Genomic DNA, 20,562 nt, shown 5'->3' with positions numbered 1-20,562 from the left:
AGTAAAGTGTAGAAGGGCATAGGGAGATACGCTTACCGATAAGTGCCCCATCGCGATGATGGGGCAAAGGGATATCGCTTCAGATCAGGCGAGGGTGACATCACCCTGAAGTTGGCAGCTACAGGCCAGGACATAACCCTGTTCGATTTCTGCCGCACTAAGCGTCATGGTGCTGGTGGTGGTGTATTTGCCTGCGACAATGCGTGTTTTACAAGAGCCGCAGACACCGGCGCGGCAGGCCGCATTAACCGGTAGCTTATGGGATTCCAAAGCGGCCAGCAGCGTGCTGCCAACGGGCACGCGGAATTCGCGCAGCGGCTGGCCGATACGCAGTGTCAATTGGTCGCCTTGCTCATCGTTCAGCTCTGCCGAGATATGGAACTGCTCTTTATGGAATTGAGCGGCGGGTACCCCGAGTTGCAGGCTAAGCTGCTCCACCTGTTGCATGTATGGCGCAGGGCCACAGGTCATCACGGTGCGTGAAGCAATATCCGGTGCAGCCTGCAGCAACACCTGCTCACTGATACGGCCTGGCAGGAAGCCGGGCTGCACATCTTGTTCGGCCATCAGCGTCAGTTGCAACTGTGGATGTTGGGCCGTCAGGCTGTGCCATTCAGCGGCAAAAATCACATCCGCCGGGGTACGCACGTTAAAGATCACCCGGATATCACACTGCGGGCGGTTGGCCACCAGCCAGCGGCACATCGACATCACCGGAGTGACGCCACAACCGGCTGCCAGCATCAGATAGCGATCGCTGGGGTGTTGAACACAACTGAATTCACCCTGGGCATCTGACAGCCACAGCGAGCTGCCGGGTTTGACCTCTTGCGTCAGCCAACGGGAGCCGGCACCCTCCGGCAAACAGCGGACGCTGATGCTGATAAAACGGCTTAAACCGGGTGAAGAGGAGAGGGTATAGGCGCGCAGTGTATCTTCACTGTCGCGGATGCTGATCAGTGCAAACTGACCGGGTTGGTAAGGGTAAAAATCATTATTGATCAGGTTCAGCGTCCAGACATCGGCGGTTTCCTGCTGCACGGAATGCACCTGCATCTGGTTGGGGCAAAGCGGGCTGGGTTGGGTCATCGTGCACCTCAAAAACAGACGGGGCTGCCGTATAGGCAGCCCCGGATAAACGGCCTTAGCCGAGAAGGGTTTGCAGATCTTGCTCAACGGTAGTGATTGGGCGCATTCCGAATTTTTCGTTCAGGATCGCCATCAGGTTATCGGTCAGGAAAGCTGGCGCGGTTGGGCCGGTAACGATATTTTTCACCCCTAGCGACAGCAGCGTCAGCAGAATGACGATCGCTTTCTGTTCGAACCAGGAAAGCACCAGACTGAGCGGTAGATCGTTCACCGTGCCACCGACTTTCTCGGCCAATTTCACTGCCAGCATAACGGCAGAATAAGCATCGTTACATTGGCCGACGTCCAGCAGGCGTGGCAGACCTTCCAGCGTACCGAAGTCCAGCTTGTTGAAACGATATTTACCGCAGCCCAGCGTCATGATCAGGCAATCTTGTGGAATGTTGCGGGCAAAGTCAGTGAAGTAGCTGCGATCATCACGACTACCGTCGCAGCCGCCTACCAGGAAGACATGGCGCAGTTTTTTCTGCACGACCAGATCGACCACCGTATCGGCGGCGCTCAACAACACCTGGCGACCAAAACCGACGGTGATCAGGTGTTCAATCTCATTGTATGGGAAGCCGGCAAGCTGCTGTGCCTGGCCGATAATGGCGCTGAAGTCATCCCCTTCCAGATGTTTTACGCCAGGCCAGCCAACGATGCTGCGCGTCCATATGCGATCGCCGTAATTACCCACGTTTGGATCGATGATGCAGTTGGAGGTCATCACAATCGGGCCAGGGAATTTGGCGAACTCGGTTTGTTGATTCTGCCAACCGCTGCCGTAGTTACCCACCAGATGGGAGAACTTTTTCAGTTCTGGATAGCCATGAGCCGGTAACATCTCACCATGGGTGTAGACGTTGACGCCGGTGCCTTCGGTTTGCTCCAGCAGCATGCGCAGGTCTTTCAGATCATGGCCGGAAATCAGGATAGCTTTGCCCGCTACCGGACGGACGTTGACCGAGGTAGGCTGCGGATCGCCATAAGCCTGGGTTTCACCGTGATCCAGAATAGCCATCACGTTGAAGTTCATTTTACCGATCCCCATAGCGTTGTTCAGCAAGGTATCAACATCGCGCGGTTGGGTACCGAGCCAGGCCATATAGGCGTGATAATCGGCATAGATCTGGTTGTCGGACTGCCCCAATACATGGGCGTGTTCCATATAGGCAGCAGCACCTTTCAGTCCATACAGGCATAGCAGGCGCAGGCCGTGAATATCGTCGCCCACGTCGGCTTTATCGCTATTAAGTGCGAATTGCGCCGCCTGTTGCAGCAGCGTCGGCATATCGTCACCGGCCAATTGCAGCGAAGCCATCGGGTGATCAACCTGGACGCTGGCGTCAAGCAGGCGGCAACGCGCGGCCAGGGAGTCGCGCAGCGAAATGGTGTCGCGTGCGTAACCGATAATGCGATCGGAATCGAAGTTGACGTTGGTCAGAGTCGAGAAGAAGGCACGAGGCGAGAAACTGTCGATATCATGATCGACAATCCCCAGTGCGCGTGCCTGCAAAGCCCAGGCAGAGAGCCCTTGCAGAGCGGCTACCAGCAGGTCTTGCAGGTCTGAAGTTTCCGCTGTTTTACCACACATCCCTTGAGAGTAAGAGCAGCCATTGCCTGCTGGTGTCCGGATGGTTTGCTCACATTGCACACAGAACATAATCGCTTCCTTTTTAAAGTTGCATTTTTAATGCTTGTTTAAGAGCATAGATCGTCAGTGCAACCTGAAAAAGGACTTTGTTATACAACTTTAACAAATATTGATTTAAAACAAATTAGTGCGCGGATGGGAATTATTACGATTTTGCGATTGAGGCGCGGTGAACCGCGCCAACCCTAAATCAGGAAAACAGGGCTATCAAAACCGGAGCCAGCAGGCTTAGCAGAAATCCATGTACGATCGCCGGGGGCACCATTTCCAATCCACCGCTACGTTGCAGCACCGGCAGCGTGAAGTCCATTGAGGTTGCCCCACATAAGCCCAGAGCGGATGAGCGGCTGCGGCGTACCAACGTCGGGATCAGCATAATGGCCACCAACTCACGCGCCAGATCGTTAAAGAAGGCGGCGCTGCCCATGACCGGGCCGTAAGCGTCGGTGATCAGAATACCGGAAAGCGAATACCAGCCAAAGCCTGATGCCATCGCCAAACCGCTCTTCAGCGGTAAACCAAGCAGTTGTGCAGCCAATAACCCCCGGCCAGGGAACTGACCGTTACCACCGCGGCCACCATCATGCCACGGCGGTTAAGTGCGATCTGGCGTAGCGTCATGCCGCTGTTACGCAGTTGGATCCCCACCAGCAGTAACAGGAATATCAGGGCATACTCGCTACCTTGATTGGCAAATTGCAACCACGGCCATTGCGTCAGCCCAAGTACGAATCCACCCAGAACGACACCGCAGAGCTTCAACGACTCCAATGCCATATGCAGGCGCGAAGGCAGTTTTTCCTGCTTGTGGCTATTGCGCCAGGGCGAGCGGCGCTCCAACAGATGGAGCAACAGGATATTGGCGAAGAAAATACACAGGAAGAACACCGCAGTGTATTGAAAGATCAGCACCAGATTGCTATTCAGATCCTCCAGAAATGCCAGGCTGATACCCATAAAGAACAAAATGACGTACACCATCCAGCTCAGCAGACGGTTAATGGTCTGAATCAGGGATTTGCTGCGTAAAGGGACGAGATAACCGGCGATCAGCGGTAACAGAATAATCAGCAGACCTGAATACATAATAAAACGCGTGTCCTTAATCTGGGTGGGAGCTCGCCGGGGCCCGACGAACCAAACACGCTATCTAAAATGCGCGGCGGAGTAAAGTGGTTGATAGTGGCTAATGTTGCTTGACCTGTAAGGGGTTTTTTGACCATCCTCAATAGACCCAGCGTCTTTCAAGCCGCAGCATGGTTATCTGCGGGCATTAACCCAGCGACTTGGTTAAGTCAGCCCCGGGGATTAACGCTCTTGTCGCCTGGCTGTGCTGTGCAGGGATGTGCTGGAGCGGCCAGCCTGAAATCCAAAGAGTCTATATTTACCTATTAGGGAAAAGCACAGGAGCCGGCAGATGTTCTTAGAGCGCGTCGAGATTGTAGGATTCCGTGGCATAAACCGGCTTTCACTGATGCTGGATGACAACACCGTATTGCTTGGTGAGAATGCCTGGGGTAAGTCCAGCCTGCTGGATGCCATGACCTTTCTGTTGGCGCCAGAGCAGAAACTCTACCGCTTTGAGGCCCGGGATTTCCACTACCCGCCAGGGGATGAAGCGGCCAAAGAGCGCCATTTGCAGATCATTTTTACCTTCTGCGAAAAAGACCTCGGCCATGCCCATCTGCCCAGATATCGCCATCTTTCCCCGCTCTGGTCGAAAGGGGAGGATAACCTGGGGCGCATTCATTATTGTTGCGAAGGTGAACTGGCCGATGATGGCACGGTCTGCACCTGGCGGCGTTTTCTTGATGCCCATGGCAATGCTTTGCATCTGCATCATATCGACCAACTGGTTCACGCCCTGATCCGTATTCATCCGGTGCTGCGCCTGCGTGATGCACGCTTTATCCGCCGTCTGCGCCCAAGCTCCCTTAACGATAATCTCCCGGCAGATAACCAGGCACTGGCGCAGCAACTGGATCAACTGACGCGTGAACTGGTGCGTAACCCGCAAAAGCTGACCAATACCGAATTGCGCCAGGGGTTGGCGGCGATGCAACAGTTGCTGGAGCACTATTTTGCCGAACAGGGTTCGCAGGTTGCTGGCCCACGCCGCCACCGCCAGCCGCCGGAACAGCAGGCATGGCGATCGCTGGACAGCATTAACCGCATGATTGCCGAGCCCAGCAGCCGAAGCATGCGTCTGATCCTGCTGGGCATGTTTTCCACGCTGCTGCAGGCCAAGGGCAATGTGAAGCTTGATCCCCATGCCCGGCCATTATTATTGGTGGAAGACCCTGAAACACGCTTGCATCCAATCATGCTGTCCGTCGCCTGGAGCTTGCTCAACCAGATGCCGTTGCAGCGCATCACCACCACCAATTCCAGCGAACTGGTGTCGCTGGTGCCGGTAGAGCATATCTGCCGTCTGGTGCGTGAGTCTGCGCGTGTGGCGACTTATCGCCTCGGGCCGAGAGGTTTGACCCCGGAAGATGGTCGGCGGATTGCCTTTCATATCCGCTTTAACCGCCCTGCGTCACTGTTTGCCCGTTGCTGGCTGTTGGTGGAAGGGGAAACCGAGGTTTGGCTGCTGAACGAACTGGCGCGCCAATGTGGCTACCATTTTGAGGCGGAAGGAGTACGGGTTATCGAGTTCGCCCAATGCGGGCTGAGGCCTTTGCTTAAATTTGCCCGGCGTATGGGGATTGAATGGCATGCCTTGGTCGACGGTGATGAGGCCGGAAAGAAATATGCCAATACCGTCCGCAGCATGCTGGACAACCACGACGATAACGAGCGCGATCGGCTGACTGCGCTGCCAGCGCTGGATATGGAACATTTTATGTACCGCGAGGGGTTCAGCTCGGTCTATCACCGGGTGGCAGCCATTCCGCCAAAGGTGCAGATGCCAGTGCGCAAAGTGATCATCAAGGCGGTGCATCGCTCTTCAAAACCCGATCTGGCGATTGAAGTGGCGATGCAGGCCGGGGAATGGGGCACGGATTCTGTGCCACCACAATTGAAGAAAATGTTCTCGCGCGTGATTTGGTTGGCGCGGGGCCGGGCAGATTAAGCCGCCTGCCTTGGGAAGTGCGCGGCAACCTGCTGTTGCAACTCGTCCAGCAGTTGATAACGGCGGCGATATTCCGCGCGCTTTTTGCTGGCTATCTCCTCCATGGGTTTACGGGCAAGGCGTTCTGGCAGCAGGAAATAACCGTTTTCGAGCGGTCTGCCGCCCATAGAAAGCCAAAACTGATCGTAATCGGCATGCAGCAGAGCTTTCTTTTTGTGGTGATAGCGCCAGTTCTGATAAATGTGGGTGCTATTGCCTACCGCGAGCAGTTGGCGGATCCCCAGTTGCTGTGCCAGAGAGACAATCCCCTCCAGGACCAGACGCTTTGGGAACAGGCCGTGACAGGCTTTGGTCGCATGCTGGATCTCCGCGTGCGGAACTTCGCGATTAGCTCCCTGCAGCCCACCAATAAACAGCGTTGGTTGCTGGTGATAGTTCATTAACGTGAAGGTAATCTCTGCCAGCATGATACCTTTGGCGTTGCGCAGCAGCAGGGTGGTTTCGCCTTCTTTGTTCAGATTGTCGAGAGCGGCCAATTGCAGGCAGATTTGCTCGCCGTTTTTATCCTGGGCATAACTCAGGGTAAAGGCTGGCGGCCAAGATGGCCGAGACACATTTTCTTTGGCATACGCTGGGCGATCAGATCGTAATGATCGCGCAGGGCAAACAGGCCTTCGATGCGTTTCATATTGGCGGCCAGATAGGGGCGATGCAGTTTGCACGGCAGGTTCGGCTGCGCGGTTAAAATTTCATCCAGCAGAGGGTTGTTGGCCAGCGTGTTGAGCAGGCCACTGGTGGTGGGCCAACAGAGCAGCGAGCGGCTGAGAAACTTAAGGCGGAATGAGGTTTTTTTCCAGGCTTTGCTGGGGATCTTGTCGCCACCGATCAGTGCGGCCATCAATTGCCAACTGCTGGCTGGTTTGACAGATTCGAGTGGATAGCTGAGCTGAGACATGATGAAATCCTGATCTTGTGTTGAATCGCACCATTTCATCAAGGCTTGGCTAAACCAGAGGTCAATATGCTATTCCAAAAAACTGGAGCTCGCGGCATGTTGAGCTTAGGTTTAGTTATTGATAACTCTAAGTGATAGTTTAATTCGGCGGCCACCGTTGGCTGCTCGGTATTGATCGAATAGGTAGGAATAAACATTGACGTGGTTAATCAGACGTAAAAAGCGTTGGTTGTTAGCAGGCGCGGTGGTGGCCGTGATCGCTATTGTAGCCTATTGGCATTTTAGCCATCCGGCCCCGGTAGATTTTAAAACCATCAAGGTGACGAAGCGCGATTTGCAGCAGAATGTCCTGGCAACGGGCCAGTTGGACGCGGTGCGGAAGGTTGACGTAGGGGCGCAGGTCAGCGGCCAACTGGAGAGCCTGAACGTCGAGATTGGCGATAGAGTCAAGAAAGGCCAGTTGCTGGGGATAATCGATCCGCAACAGGCGCAAAACAGCATTCGTGAAGGGGAAGCCACGCTGCAGGAATTACATGCTCAGTTACAACAGGCGCAGGCAGAACTGCAATTGGCTGCGGTAACTTTGCAGCGTAATCGTGAATTGGCCAAGGTGCAGGCGGTGTCGCGCCAGGATCTGGATAAGTACATCACAGAACTGGCAGTAAAAAAGGCACAGGTTGAGACCACCAAGGCGCAGATCACCAAGAACCAGGCCAGCCTGGACACTGCCAAGATCAATCTGGCCTATACCCGTATTGAAGCGCCGATGGACGGTGACGTGGTGCAAATCACCACTCTGCAAGGCCAGACAGTGATCGCCGCGCAGCAGGCACCAAACATTCTGACGCTGGCGGATATGAGCACCATGCTGGTGAAGGCTCAGGTTTCTGAGGCGGACGTGATCCACCTTAAACCGGGTCTGAAAGCCTGGTTTACTGTGTTGGGAGATCCGAGCAAACGCTTTGATGGCGTGCTGAAAGACATTCAGCCAACGCCAGAGAAGGTCAATAACGCCATTTTCTATTATGCGCGTTTTGAAGTGCCAAACCCGCAGGGCTTGCTGCGTCTGCAAATGACCGCTCAGGTACATATCCAGCTTTCTGGCGTCAGCGATGCGTTGGTGATCCCGCTGGCTGCATTAGGTGAGCAGATTGCCGATAACCGTTACCAGGTTTCGCTATTGAAACAAGGTAAGGAAGAGAAACGGGAAGTGACGATTGGCATTCGTAATAACGTCGATGTGCAGATCGTCAGCGGGCTGGAGGCAGGGGACGAAGTGATTGTCAGCCGTGGTGGCGCGGAGGCCAGCTGATGACGGCACTGTTGGAACTGAATGGTATCTGGCGTAGCTACCTCTCCGGCGATCAGACCCTGGACGTCTTGAAAGACGTCAGTCTGCGTATTGATGCCGGTGAGATGGTGGCGATCATGGGGGCTTCCGGCTCCGGTAAATCCACGCTGATGAATATTCTCGGCTGCCTGGACAAACCCAGCGCCGGGACTTACCGCGTAGCCGGGCAGGATGTGGCAACGCTCAATAGCGATGCCTTGGCCCAACTGCGGCGTGAGCACTTCGGATTTATTTTCCAGCGTTACCATCTGCTGCCGCATCTTAGTGCGGCGCATAACGTTGAGGTCCCTGCTGTTTATGCAGGTTTGAGCAAGGCGGCCCGGCGTGAAAGGGCTACGGCATTGTTACAACGCCTCGGCCTGGGGGAGCGGATAGCCTACCGGCCAAGCCAGCTTTCCGGTGGGCAGCAGCAGCGCGTCAGTATTGCGCGGGCGCTGATGAACGGCGGGCAGGTGATCCTGGCTGATGAACCGACCGGCGCGCTCGATAGCCATTCCGGTGAAGAGGTGATGGCGATCCTTAAACAGTTGCGCGCGCAGGGGCATACCGTGATTATCGTCACGCACGACCCGGCGGTGGCGCGGCAGGCGGAGCGGATTATCGAAATTCGTGATGGAGAGATTATTGCCGATTCCCGCCCTCAAACTCAGGGTGACCCCAAGGCGAAAACGTTGGAGTTGTCCAGCCCGGCACCGTCCTGGCAGCAGATGGCTGGTCGTTTCCGTGAAGCTCTGGTGATGGCCTGGCGGGCCATGGCGGCCAATAAGATGCGCACGGCGCTCACCATGCTGGGGATTATTATTGGTATCGCCTCGGTGGTATCAATCCTGGTGATTGGCGATGCGGCCAAACAGAGGGTTCTGGCCGATATCAAATCCATCGGAACCAACACCGTGGATGTTTATCCCGGCAAGGATTTTGGTGATGACGATCCGGCGTTCCGTCAGGCACTGAAATATGACGATCTGAGCGCGCTGCGTGAGCAACCCTACGTCAGCGCGCTTTCGCCCAATATCAGCAGCAGCATGCGTGTGCGTTTTGGCAATATCGATGTGGCGGCCAACGTTTCGGGCGTCAGTGAGCAGTACTTCCGGGTTTATGGCATGGCCTTTTCCCAGGGCGCTGGCATTGATGCCATGCAGGTGCAATCCCAGGCTCAGGTGGTGGTGATCGACGCCAACACACAACGCCGGTTGTTCCCGTACCAGAAAAACGTGGTGGGTGAGGTGATCCTGGTTGGCAATATGCCAGCAACGGTGGTGGGCGTGGCGCAGCAAAAGCAGTCGATGTTCGGCAGCAGCAAGACGCTGAGCATCTGGGTGCCTTACACCACTATGGCCAACCGGCTGATGGGTAACGACTATTTTGACTCGATCACCGTGCGTATCCGCGATGGTTACAGCAGCCAGGAGGCGGAACAGCAATTAACCCGTTTGCTGACCCTGCGCCATGGCAAGAAAGACTTCTTCACCTACAACATGGACAGTCTGGTGCAAACGGCAGAGAAAACCACTCGCACCCTGCAACTGTTCCTGACCCTGGTGGCGGTGATCTCGCTGGTCGTCGGGGGAATCGGCGTGATGAATATCATGCTGGTCTCGGTGACTGAAAGGACCCGTGAAATCGGCATTCGCATGGCGGTGGGGGCGCGTTCTGGCGATGTGTTGCAACAGTTCCTGATCGAGGCGGTGCTGGTTTGCCTGGTGGGGGAGCTTTGGGGATCACGCTGTCGTTCGTTATTGGTCTGGTGGTGCAGTTGGTGTTGCCGGGCTGGCAGATCAGCTTCCCGCCTGCCGCTTTGCTGAGCGCGTTCCTGTGTTCCACCGGGATTGGCGTGGTGTTCGGTTATCTGCCTGCACGTAGCGCTGCGCGGCTGAACCCGATCGATGCGTTGGCGCGAGAGTAAAATAAAATGCCAGTCGTACTGCGGCTGGCATTTTAATTCGGCTGTACAGAGTGGCTTTCCAGGGGAGTCTAGGCCATTGCCTCGCTTTCCAGCGGCATAATAAGACTTGCATGATTCCCTTTAGGCCCTTGATGTACGTCGAACCTGACCTGTTGGCCCGCTTTCAAGGTTCTGTAGCCATCCATTTTGATTGTCGAATAGTGGGCGAAAATGTCTTCGCCGCCGCCTTCGGGGCAGATAAAACCGAACCCTTTGGCATTATTGAACCATTTAACAGTACCCGTCTCCATGCTTCTACATCCCTCGCAACGCAATTTTTAGAATGAGATGAATAACTGATTCTGGTGAGTGAAGGTGGTCAAAAGACCAGCAACTCACGAAATTACACTCTAGAGCAAATGATCAACACGTCAAGGGATCGGCCAATGACCGTGCGCAGCAGTTCACTAAAGTTTGAAGCAGTTAACGCTATTGACATTGTCTGGTAACAAACCAGGGACGCTATTATTCGATCTGCGCTGCGGCACGTTAACCCTGAAGATGATAAAATAATATCGATCCTTCACTTTGAATAACCCGAACTTGTCCCCATATAGGGACATGGCAGAGAAGATGAGCAGCGATGGGTAATAACAACGATTGGCTAAATTTTGAACACTTAGCCGAAGAAAAACAAATCGATGCGGTAAAACCGCCGTCAATGTATAAAGTTATACTTAACAACGACGATTACACACCGATGGAATTTGTGATTGACGTTCTGCAAAAGTTCTTTTCTTATGATATTGAACGTGCAACGCAACTGATGCTCACGGTCCACTATCAAGGCAAGGCGATCTGTGGTGTTTTCACCGCCGAGGTGGCGGAAACCAAGGTGGTCCATGTGAACCGTTACGCAAGGGAGAATGAGCATCCGTTGCTCTGTACGCTGGAAAAAGCCTGAAAAGGCAATCTATTGGGGAGGTGCCTATGCTCAATCAAGAACTGGAACTCAGTCTCAACATGGCTTTCGCCAGAGCGCGTGAGCACAGACATGAGTTTATGACCGTGGAGCACCTGTTGCTGGCATTACTCAGCAACCCTGCCGCGCGAGAAGCGCTTGAGGCTTGTACGGTGGATCTGGCGGCATTACGTCAGGAACTGGAAGCCTTCATTGAACAAACCACGCCTACGCTGCCCACCAGCGAAGAAGAGCGCGACACACAGCCGACGCTCAGCTTCCAGCGTGTGCTACAGCGCGCGGTATTCCACGTGCAATCTTCTGGCCGTAGCGAAGTTAGCGGCGCCAATGTGTTGGTGGCAATCTTCAGCGAACAGGAGTCACAGGCAGCCTATCTGCTGCGCAAACACGACGTCAGCCGTCTGGACGTGGTGAATTTCATTTCTCATGGTACACGTAAAGACGAGCCGGGCCAGGCGCCGAATGCGGAAAACCCGGTAAACGAAGAGCAGTCTGGAGGGGAAGACCGTATGGAGAACTTCACCACCAACCTCAATCAACTGGCCCGTGTAGGCGGTATCGATCCGTTGATTGGCCGTGATCGGGAACTGGAGCGTACCATCCAGGTGCTGTGCCGCCGCCGTAAAAACAACCCGCTGCTGGTGGGGGAATCTGGCGTCGGTAAAACCGCCATTGCCGAAGGGCTGGCCTGGAGGATTGTGCAGGGTGATGTGCCGGAAGTGATGGCAGATTGCACGCTTTACTCGCTGGATATCGGTTCATTGCTGGCTGGCACCAAATACCGTGGTGACTTCGAGAAGCGCTTCAAGGCATTGCTCAAACAACTTGAGCAGGATAAAAACAGCATCCTGTTCATAGACGAAATTCACACCATTATCGGTGCCGGTGCGGCTTCCGGTGGGCAAGTGGATGCCGCCAATCTGATTAAACCCTTGCTGTCGAGCGGTAAAATCCGGGTGATCGGCTCTACCACCTATCAGGAATTCAGCAATATCTTTGAAAAAGATCGTGCCCTGGCGCGGCGCTTCCAGAAAATAGACATTACGGAACCGACGCCGGAAGAGACAATCCAGATCATCAACGGTCTGAAAACCAAATACGAAGCGCACCACGATGTACGTTACACCGCCAAAGCGATCCGCGCCGCGGTTGAGCTTTCGGTTAAATACATCAACGATCGTCATCTGCCGGACAAGGCGATCGACGTGATTGACGAGGCAGGCGCCCGTAGCCGGTTGATGCCGGTGAACAAGCGTAAGAAAACCGTTAATGTGGCAGATATCGAATCGGTGGTGGCACGCATTGCGCGCATCCCGGAAAAAACCGTCTCTGCCAGCGATCGCGATGTGCTGAGAAGCCTGAGCGATCGTCTGAAAATGCTGGTGTTCGGCCAGGATCCGGCGATCGAAGCCCTGACAGAAGCGATCAAGATGAGCCGCGCTGGCCTGGGCCAAGACCGCAAACCTGTCGGTTCTTTCCTGTTCGCCGGGCCAACCGGGGTCGGGAAAACCGAGGTGACGGTACAGCTGGCGAAGGCGCTGGATATCGAGCTGCTGCGGTTTGATATGTCCGAGTATATGGAACGTCACACCGTCAGCCGCCTGATTGGCGCGCCTCCGGGCTATGTTGGCTACGATCAGGGGGGCTGCTGACCGATGCGGTGATCAAGCATCCACATGCAGTGGTGTTGCTCGATGAAATCGAGAAGGCGCACCCGGATGTTTTCAACCTGCTATTGCAGGTGATGGACAATGGGACCCTGACCGACAACAACGGCCGTAAGGCAGATTTCCGTAACGTTATCCTGGTGATGACCACCAACGCCGGTGTTCGTGAAACCGAGCGTAAATCGATCGGCCTGATCGAGCAGGACAACAGCATTGATGCGATGGAAGAGATCAAGAAAGTGTTTACGCCAGAATTCCGTAACCGTCTGGACAACGTGATCTGGTTCAACCATCTGTCTCCTAGCGTGATCCAGCAGGTGGTCGACAAGTTTATCGTCGAGCTGCAGGCGCAGCTGGATGCGAAAGGCGTGTCGCTGGAAGTGAGCGATGAAGCGCGAGATTGGCTGTCTGTAAAAGGCTATGACCGTGCGATGGGCGCTCGTCCAATGGCGCGGGTCATGCAGGAAAGCCTGAAGAAACCGTTGGCCAACGAACTGCTGTTTGGTTCCCTGGTTGATGGCGGCTCGGTGAAAGTCGAGCTGGATAAAGACAGCAAGCAACTGACTTATCACTTCCTCAGTGCGCAGAAGCGTAAAGCGGATGAAGGTGCCGTGCACTAAGCGGTAGCCAGATAGCGGAAAAGCGATGCTTCGGCATCGCTTTTTTATGCATCAATTTCAGGTGTGTCAGAAATGAGTGAGCCCTCTCGGTTTACCTGCGCCAAGACAACTCGATGTTGAACGTTGCTGCGGCGGTAAACGGAAAGGGCTCTGTGAGGGATCACATCCTCGGTGCCGCCAATGGCAGGCGGCGGGTGAGCCGATTAACGGCTACGGAAGACAATGCGGCCTTTGCTCAGGTCGTACGGGGTCAGCTCAACAGTGACTTTGTCGCCCGTCAGGATGCGGATATAGTTTTTACGCATTTTACCGGAGATATGAGCGGTTACCACGTGCCCGTTTTCCAATTCAACGCGGAACATGGTGTTTGGCAGCGTATCAAGAACGGTGCCCTGCATTTCAATATTGTCTTCTTTGGCCATCGAATCCTCTAGGTGTAACTACCTTAGTTTTTAACCGGCAAGATAATGCCGAAAAACCCACATTATGTAAAGGAGTGTCGGTGAACTATGCACCGCTTCCACAAAATTAGTTCGTTGAGGAGGGTGGTTCATCCTGCTGTGGGGGTATGACTTGCGGCTGCCAGCATCCCGGCGCTAACGCCTTGCGCTGTAGATTGCTCAGCAACTGCAAAAATTGGCGGCGGGGGATCTCCCTCGCTCCAAGCCGGGCAGTGTGAGCGTTAAGCACCTGACAGTCAACCAATTCCCCGCCATAAGCGGTAAAATGGCGGTAAAACGCCACCAGAGCGCATTTCGACGCATTGGTCGTACGGCTAAACATCGACTCACCACAAAACAGCGCGCCCTGCGCTACACCGTATATACCGCCGACCAACTCATCACCCAGCCAGACCTCCACGGAATGCGCGTATCCCTGGCGGTGCAGTTGCAGATAGGCCAGTTGCACGTCCTGACTGATCCAGGTGCCTTCGTCGGGGCGATGCGCACAGGCGGCAATCACGGCGGCAAAGTCATGATTCAGGGTGATATGAAACGGATTGCTGCGCAGGAAGCGTTTAAGACTGCGGCTGATATGAAACTCGTTGGGGAACAGCACCGCCCTTGGGTCCGGTGACCACCACAGGATAGCCTCCCCCGGCGAATACCAGGGGAAGATACCGCGTTGGTAAGCGGCCAGCAGGCGAGGGGGCGTCAGGTCACCCCCAATGGCCAGGAGGCCGTTAGGATCGCGCAGAGCGCCCTCTGGTGAAGGAAAGGCAATGGATTGCGGTGACAGCTTAACAATGCGCATAAAACCTCTTGGCGGAGTCTACAGGCCCTTTTATAGCGATATCCCCTGGTTATTTGGCATTGCAGCGCTATTGTCTGTCATGCCAATGACTTCGGGGAGAAATGGCTGATGCGCTGGCGGAAGTGGGCATAGCGGCCATGCAACTGCATCAGCTCGGTATGGTTTCCCTGTTCCACGATATTGCCACCGTCCATGACGCAGATACGATCGAAATGCTCCAGTCCATACAGGCGATGAGTCACCAGAATCAACGTCTTGCCGCGGCAGTGCTGGCGGAGCAGGGACAGGATCTGTTGCTCGGTTTCCGCATCCAGCCCTTCGGTAGGCTCATCAAGCAGCAGCAATGGCGCCTGATGCAGCAAGGCGCGAGCAAGGCCCAAACGCCGCTGTTCACCGCCGGAAAGCTGGCGGCCACCTTCGCCAAGCCAGGCATTCAACCCTTCGTTTTCCAGCAGTTTATCCAAACCCACCTGCTGCAGAACCTGCTTCAGCTCCTCGTCGGAAGCCTTGGGGGCGGCGATTCGCAGGTTTTCACGCAGCGTACTGCTGAAGATATGCACCCGCTGGCTGACCATGGTGGTCATGGCACGCAGCGTTGACTCGTCATAAGCACTCAGCGGCTGGCCGTTGAGCTGAATGTTGCCGCTATCTGGATCCCAGGCACGCGTCAGCAGTTGTAGCAGAGTCGATTTACCACAACCGGTACGGCCAAGCAGGGCGATATGCTCACCGGCAACGATGTCCAGCGTCACCTTGTTCAACACCGGCAGCGGCTGATCGGGGTAGGTGAACGTGACGTCGCTCAGTTGTAGCGCGGCCCCTGGTTGTGTGGCAGGACCACTGGCAGGGAAGGTCACCGCTGGCTGTTGATCGATGATCTGCTTGACCCTGGTCGCCGAGGCGATTACCTGGCCCAGGTGCTGGAACGCCCCGGCCACCGGCATCATGGCCTCAAAAGCGGCCAGCGTGGCAAAAGCAAACAGAGCAATCAGTGCGCCCGGCTGGGTATCACCGCCCACTCCCGCGGCGGCAAGCCACAGCAACAATGTCACGGAGAGGCCACTGGCCAGGATCATCAATGCCTGCGCAATGCCACCCAGAGAAGCCTGCTGCCATTGGCGGCGTTGCCAGCGCTGCTCGGTGGCGTTGAGTTGTTGACGAAAACCGTCCAGCGCGCCAAACACCACCAATTCCGCCTGGCCTTGCAGCCAGGCGGTCAGCCCGGTGCGGTACTGGCTGCGCAGCAGGGTCAGTTGCTCTCCAATCGGCTTACCGGCACGATAAAAGACCGGGGGAACCAACAGCAGCAATAGCAGTAAAATGCCGCCCAGAGTTAACGCCAGCGGGCCATCCAGCCAGCTTAGGCCGAAGGTTACTACTGCAATCACTACCGCCGCGCTGACCATCGGAGAAATAACGCGCAGATAGAGATGATCGAGCGTATCGACATCGGCCACCAACCGATTCAGCAGCTCAGCCTGACGAAAACGGGCCATACCGCCGGGCGAAAGCGGCAGGATTTTTTAAAGGTAAATACCCGCAGATGTGACAACACGCGGAAGGTGGCGTCGTGGCTGACGACACGTTCGGCATAGCGCCCGGCAGTACGGAAAATGGCTGCGCCACGCACACCGGCGGCTGGGAGCATATAGTTAAAAGTCGTTAACCCCACCAGCCCGGCTAACGACGAGGCGGCCAGGAACCAACCGGAGAGGGCCAGCAAGCCGATACTGGCCAGCAGGGTAACGATCGCCAGAACAATACCCAGCAAAATCAGGAAAGTGTGGCGGCGATATAACGCCAGGAATGGCAGCAAAACGCGCATGATTAAAGCTCCCCGCTGCGGTGTGCCAGCAGATTGGCAAATAGGCCAGGTTGGGCGCTGAGCGTGGCATAATTGCCTTGCTGAACGATTTTCCCGCTGTCCATCACCCAAATCTGGTCATAGTCTTCAGTATCTTCCAACTGGTGTGTGACCAACACGGTGGTCTGTTGGTGAGAGGCGGTATTCAGTGCCTGCATCACCAGGCGCTCACTGTGCGCATCCAGGCTTGCCGCCGGTTCATCCAGCAGCAGCAAATGGCGTGGGCTCAGTAGTGCGCGCGCCACGGCCACGCGCTGTGCTTGCCCGACAGAAAGGCGTGCGGCTCCGTCGCCCAGATCGGTTTCCAACCCCTTTGGCAAGTGCGGCAGGAATTCACTGACGTGGGCCTGTTCCACGGCCTGTTGCAGTTGTGCCTCGCTGGCCTGCGGGTAGCCGAGCAGAATATTTTCCCGCAAGGTTTGTGCTGGCAGGTGTGGATTTTGCCCAACCCATCCCAGTTGTTGACGCCAGCTTCCTGCAGCCAGCTCGCGCAATTCTGTGCCGTTTACCTGCAACGAGCCGCGATAGGGCAGGAAACCAAGCAACAGGTTCAGCAGTGAACTCTTACCGGCACCGCTGAGCCCGACCAGCGCAATGCGCTGATTGGCAGACAAGGTAAAATCAAGCGGCCCGGCCAGCAATACGCCATTGGGTGAGAGGATTTCCAGGCCTCGAGCCTGCAACGCCAAAGGCGTTTCGCTATTTAGCACCTCAGTGCCGTTTCCTACCTGTTCCCCCTCGGCTGCCAGGAAGGTTTCCAGCGCTTCAGCCGCGCCCACGGCCTGCGCTTTGGCATGGTAGAAAGCCCCCAGATCGCGTAATGGCTGGAAAAACTCCGGGGCCAGGATCAGCACCAGAAAACCGGCAAACAGCGTGACGGCGGTACCGTAACTGCCAAAATCCAGCTCCCCGAGGTAAGAGAAGCCAAAATAGACCGCCACAACGGCAATAGAAATAGACGCGAAAAACTCCAGCACCGCAGAGGAAAGGAAGGCCAGGCGCAAGACTTCCATGGTGCGCTGGCGGAAATCCTCTGAGGATTTGGCAATCTGGTCGGTTTCTGCCTGCCCACGATTAAACAGACGCAGCGTATCCAGACCACGCAGGCGATCGAGGAAGTTGCCGCTCAGGCGGGCTAATGCAACAAAGTTACGCCGGTTGGCATCCGCTGCGCCCATGCCGACCAGTGCCATAAATAATGGGATCAGCGGGGCGGTAGCCAACAGGATAAACCCGGCGGCCCAGTTAATCGGGAAGACGGTGATCAGGATCAGCACCGGGATGAAAACGGCCAGATACATTTGCGGCAGATAACGTGAATAGTAGTCCTGCATGTCTTCAATCTGTTCGACAATGATGCTGGCCCAACTGCCAGCCGGTTTCCCCTGGATCCAGGCCGGACCGAGCTGTTGCAGTTTATCCAATACCTGCGCCCGCATGCGCTGGCGTATGACTTGCCCACAAATGAAGCCGATCCGCTCACGCAGCCAGCTCAGGAGTGCCCGCAGGGCAAAGGTGGCCGCCAGCCAGAAAAAGGATGAGACAAGTTCACCTCTGGGTTGATGCTCAATAATCAGGGCATGGAGCAAGGAAGCCAATAGCCAGGCCTGGGCGACAATTAAAATGCCGCTTGCCAGACCTAACAGCATGGAAATACGCAGCCAAGGTTGCGCTAACGTACTCTGTGTCTTGAGCCAACGGGTTAACTGGTGCTGTCTGGTTTTTTTCATCAGGAAGTCTGCGTCGCCAATGCCTGTTGCAACAGGCAGGTTAACGTACTGTTAAAAAAGTATTTGTCTTGGCCAGAAGCAAGACACATGAACGTTAATGTTACCTGCACTGGCGGCAACTTGAAATCCAAAGGGGATAAATAAGGCGGCCTGAAGCCGCCTTGGTATGATTTTAGTCAGTATCGGGTTATAGCACTCAGGATTTGGCAAGACCGTCGAGATAACGCTCGGCATCCAATGCAGCCATACAGCCGGTGCCTGCCGAGGTGATCGCCTGGCGATAGATATGATCCATTACGTCACCTGCGGCAAACACGCCAGGGATACTGGTTTGTGTCGCGTTGCCGTGAATACCGGACTGCACTTTGATATAGCCGTTTTCCAGCTCAAGCTGGCCGCCGAAGATGGAGGTATTCGGGCTATGGCCGATAGCGATAAAGGTTCCGGCAACGTCCAGTTCTTCAGTTTTATCTTCAACCTTGGTGCTACGCAGACGCACACCGGTAACGCCCATCTGATCGCCTAACACTTCATCCAGCGTGCTGTCGGTATGCAGCACGATGTTACCGTTCTGCACTTTATCCATCAGACGATTGATGAGGATTTTTTCAGAGCGGAAGCTGTCGCGACGGTGGATAAGGTGTACTTCAGAAGCGATGTTAGACAGATACAGCGCTTCTTCTACTGCGGTGTTACCCCCGCCGACTACGGCGACTTTCTGGTTACGGTAGAAGAAACCATCACAGGTGGCGCAGGCAGAAACCCCTTTGCCTTTGAATGCTTCTTCAGAAGGCAGGCCTAAATAACGGGCCGATGCGCCGGTGGCGATAATCAGGGCATCGCAGGTGTATTCGCCGCTATCGCCAAACAGGCGGAAAGGACGGTTCTGCAGGTCGACGTTGTTGATATGGTCAAAAACGATTTCGGTGTCGAACTTTTCCGCGTGCTCACGCATGCGCTCCATCAATGCCGGGCCGGTCAAACCTTCAGCATCCCCAGGCCAGTTCTCTACTTCGGTAGTGGTGGTCAACTGGCCGCCTTGCTCCATGCCGGTGATCAGCACCGGGTTCAGGTTGGCGCGTGCTGCGTAGACTGCTGCGGTATAACCAGCCGGGCCAGAGCCCAGAATCAATAATTTACTGTGTTTAGCCGTGCCCATGAATAACCTCTTTTCCCACAATGGCGGACAATGTTGTCGATTGTAGGGAAAATGCGACAGTAAAAAAGCTCCTGGCAATGTTGTTAACGATTTGTCCGATAGCAATGGCCAATTAACGATGGCTTGATGAGCAGGGACCAGGCCGAATGTCGGATTTTCAGGGCGTGGGTGAGTGTGAGTTTTTTGTGCGGGAAAGAGGGAAAAACCCTGTTTCTGGCCGGTTTATGTCGGTAACCGGTGGGCTTTTTATGGGTGGGATTCCTAACTAAAAATCAGGTGCCAAGTTTTTCTGGCGGCACGTTCTACTGATTTTAGTTCTTTTACTTTGACAATCCGCTGCGCATTTGCGAAAACATCATAGGAAGAAGAAATTATCCCCGTACAAGTAGCAAATTGTAGGAATTTACAACAGCGAAGCAGAATAGGGCATCGTTGCGAAAGTAAGAACGCATTTTGCCTGATGGCGGGTCGTTGATTTCTGAACCAGCATCATTTGAATTCGTTGCCCAGGGTTGATAGACAGGCTGGGCAATGGCGGAAGATGGTAGTAATGAAAAAGCACTATGGCGGTTGGTATCACGCAACATGTTCCCTATTAAAGGGAATGGGCCGCTTAACACAGGCATCGGGTCTTCGCTTGGAACAAGCCCTTGCACATTGATGTTGGCTAGGGTGTGGCAAGTGCAGGGAAGAACATAAGAGAGACAATAATAATGGCAGACAATAAAAAACGCCCGGGTAAAGATCTTGACCGTATCGATCGCAACATTCTTAACGAGCTGCAAAAGGATGGGCGAATCTCGAACGTCGAGCTTTCAAAGCGCGTGGGTTTATCCCCAACCCCATGTTTAGAGCGTGTGCGCCGTCTTGAGCGTCAGGGCTTTATCCATGGTTATACCGCATTGCTCAACCCGCACTATCTGGATGCTTCCCTGCTGGTCTTCGTGGAAATCACGTTGAACCGTGGTGCGCCGGACGTGTTTGAGCAGTTCAACTCAGCCGTACAGAAACTTGAAGAGATTCAGGAGTGTCATCTGGTTTCCGGTGATTTCGACTATCTGTTGAAAACCCGTGTGCCAGATATGTCGGCTTACCGTAAGTTACTGGGTGAAACTCTGCTGCGTTTACCGGGGGTTAATGACACCCGAACTTACGTGGTAATGGAAGAAGTGAAACAGAGTAACCGTCTGGTTATCAAAACACGGTAAGGTGCAGGTGCAAAACCTGATTAAAT

11 protein-coding genes and 5 pseudogenes are annotated in these 20,562 nt (G+C 54.9%); 6 read left to right on the top strand and 10 right to left on the bottom strand.

Annotation, left to right across the window (positions count from 1 at the left end; all coding sequences use genetic code 11):
• Positions 1-84: 84 nt before the first annotated feature.
• The 3 genes and pseudogenes from hcr to ACQ86O_RS22760 all read right to left on the bottom strand — a co-directional run bounded on the left by hcr (position 85) and on the right by ACQ86O_RS22760 (position 3,871).
• Entirely contained in the window at positions 85-1,089 is a 1,005-nt protein-coding gene (hcr, locus tag ACQ86O_RS22770; protein WP_431222969.1) for an NADH oxidoreductase, read from the bottom strand.
• Positions 1,090-1,144: 55 nt separating this feature from the next.
• A complete protein-coding gene (gene hcp / locus ACQ86O_RS22765; RefSeq protein ID WP_431222968.1) occupies positions 1,145-2,794 on the bottom strand; it encodes a hydroxylamine reductase in 1,650 nt (549 codons plus the stop codon).
• Between the two features lie 181 nt (positions 2,795-2,975).
• Positions 2,976-3,871 (bottom strand): annotated as a pseudogene (locus tag ACQ86O_RS22760) (lysine exporter LysO family protein).
• A gap of 331 nt (positions 3,872-4,202) precedes the next feature.
• Here ACQ86O_RS22760 and ACQ86O_RS22755 point away from each other — a divergent pair.
• The gene (locus ACQ86O_RS22755) at positions 4,203-5,861 is read left to right on the top strand and encodes an ATP-dependent endonuclease (protein ID WP_431222967.1); all 1,659 of its coding nucleotides are present in this window, start codon (positions 4,203-4,205) and stop codon (positions 5,859-5,861) included.
• Here the strand turns inward: ACQ86O_RS22755 and ACQ86O_RS22750 are convergent.
• Positions 5,858-6,816 (bottom strand): annotated as a pseudogene (locus ACQ86O_RS22750) (VirK/YbjX family protein). The gene ACQ86O_RS22755 and the pseudogene ACQ86O_RS22750 overlap by 4 nt on opposite strands.
• 196 nt (positions 6,817-7,012) lie before the next feature.
• Here ACQ86O_RS22750 and macA point away from each other — a divergent pair.
• Together macA and macB are read left to right on the top strand one after the other, a co-directional pair.
• Entirely contained in the window at positions 7,013-8,128 is a 1,116-nt protein-coding gene (gene macA / locus ACQ86O_RS22745) for a macrolide transporter subunit MacA (RefSeq protein WP_431222966.1), read from the top strand.
• A pseudogene (gene macB, locus ACQ86O_RS22740) lies at positions 8,128-10,073 on the top strand (macrolide ABC transporter ATP-binding protein/permease MacB). Before macA ends, macB begins: the two are co-directional and overlap by 1 nt.
• Positions 10,074-10,141: 68 nt before the next feature.
• On the opposite strand, the gene cspD reads toward macB, so the two are convergent.
• Entirely contained in the window at positions 10,142-10,363 is a 222-nt protein-coding gene (gene cspD / locus ACQ86O_RS22735) for a cold shock-like protein CspD (RefSeq protein ID WP_021804952.1), read from the bottom strand.
• 332 nt (positions 10,364-10,695) lie between these two features.
• Here cspD and clpS point away from each other — a divergent pair, with 332 nt between their 5' ends.
• Together clpS and clpA are read left to right on the top strand one after the other, a co-directional pair.
• Positions 10,696-11,016: an ATP-dependent Clp protease adapter ClpS gene (gene clpS, locus ACQ86O_RS22730; RefSeq protein WP_004928347.1), complete on the top strand. Its 321-nt coding sequence runs from the start codon at positions 10,696-10,698 to the stop codon at positions 11,014-11,016.
• A gap of 26 nt (positions 11,017-11,042) precedes the next feature.
• A pseudogene (clpA, locus tag ACQ86O_RS22725) lies at positions 11,043-13,321 on the top strand (ATP-dependent Clp protease ATP-binding subunit ClpA).
• Between the two features lie 203 nt (positions 13,322-13,524).
• On the opposite strand, the gene infA reads toward clpA, so the two are convergent.
• The 5 genes and pseudogenes from infA to trxB all read right to left on the bottom strand — a co-directional run bounded on the left by infA (position 13,525) and on the right by trxB (position 19,328).
• Positions 13,525-13,743, bottom strand: a complete 219-nt coding sequence (gene infA / locus ACQ86O_RS22720; RefSeq protein WP_002211347.1) for a translation initiation factor IF-1 — start codon at positions 13,741-13,743, stop codon at positions 13,525-13,527.
• A 106-nt stretch (positions 13,744-13,849) separates the two neighbouring features.
• Positions 13,850-14,575, bottom strand: coding sequence for a leucyl/phenylalanyl-tRNA--protein transferase (gene aat / locus ACQ86O_RS22715; RefSeq protein ID WP_431222965.1), 726 nt, complete (start codon positions 14,573-14,575; stop codon positions 13,850-13,852).
• Positions 14,576-14,652: 77 nt separating this feature from the next.
• Positions 14,653-16,400 (bottom strand): annotated as a pseudogene (gene cydC, locus ACQ86O_RS22710) (heme ABC transporter ATP-binding protein/permease CydC).
• A 2-nt stretch (positions 16,401-16,402) separates the two neighbouring features.
• The gene (cydD, locus tag ACQ86O_RS22705; protein WP_431222964.1) at positions 16,403-18,169 is read right to left on the bottom strand and encodes a heme ABC transporter permease/ATP-binding protein CydD; all 1,767 of its coding nucleotides are present in this window, start codon (positions 18,167-18,169) and stop codon (positions 16,403-16,405) included.
• A 196-nt stretch (positions 18,170-18,365) separates the two neighbouring features.
• A complete protein-coding gene (trxB, locus tag ACQ86O_RS22700; RefSeq protein ID WP_431222963.1) occupies positions 18,366-19,328 on the bottom strand; it encodes a thioredoxin-disulfide reductase in 963 nt (320 codons plus the stop codon).
• 713 nt (positions 19,329-20,041) lie between these two features.
• On the opposite strand from trxB, the gene lrp reads away from it, so the two are divergent.
• On the top strand, positions 20,042-20,536 hold the full coding sequence (gene lrp / locus ACQ86O_RS22695; protein ID WP_004928318.1) for a leucine-responsive transcriptional regulator Lrp: 495 nt from the start codon (positions 20,042-20,044) through the stop codon (positions 20,534-20,536).
• Positions 20,537-20,562: the final 26 nt, after the last annotated feature.

The organism is Serratia sp. L9 (assembly GCF_050632285.1).
GTDB lineage: Bacteria > Pseudomonadota > Gammaproteobacteria > Enterobacterales > Enterobacteriaceae > Chania.
Note: the sequence above shows the minus strand (reverse complement) of the source record. Positions and strands in the feature narration are given on the sequence as shown.

Excerpts from the sequence above, each read along its gene's own strand:
- hcp (WP_431222968.1), bottom strand. The coding sequence starts at position 2,794 with ATGTTCTGTGTGCAATGTGAGCAAACCATCCGGACACCAGCAGGCAAT.
- ACQ86O_RS22755 (WP_431222967.1), top strand. The coding sequence starts at position 4,203 with ATGTTCTTAGAGCGCGTCGAGATTGTAGGATTCCGTGGCATAAACCGG.
- clpS (WP_004928347.1), top strand. The coding sequence starts at position 10,696 with ATGGGTAATAACAACGATTGGCTAAATTTTGAACACTTAGCCGAAGAA.
- trxB (WP_431222963.1), bottom strand. The coding sequence starts at position 19,328 with ATGGGCACGGCTAAACACAGTAAATTATTGATTCTGGGCTCTGGCCCG.
- cspD (WP_021804952.1), bottom strand. The coding sequence starts at position 10,363 with ATGGAGACGGGTACTGTTAAATGGTTCAATAATGCCAAAGGGTTCGGT.
- infA (WP_002211347.1), bottom strand. The coding sequence starts at position 13,743 with ATGGCCAAAGAAGACAATATTGAAATGCAGGGCACCGTTCTTGATACG.
- lrp (WP_004928318.1), top strand. The coding sequence starts at position 20,042 with ATGGCAGACAATAAAAAACGCCCGGGTAAAGATCTTGACCGTATCGAT.
- cydD (WP_431222964.1), bottom strand. The coding sequence starts at position 18,169 with ATGAAAAAAACCAGACAGCACCAGTTAACCCGTTGGCTCAAGACACAG.
- hcr (WP_431222969.1), bottom strand. The coding sequence starts at position 1,089 with ATGACCCAACCCAGCCCGCTTTGCCCCAACCAGATGCAGGTGCATTCC.
- aat (WP_431222965.1), bottom strand. The coding sequence starts at position 14,575 with ATGCGCATTGTTAAGCTGTCACCGCAATCCATTGCCTTTCCTTCACCA.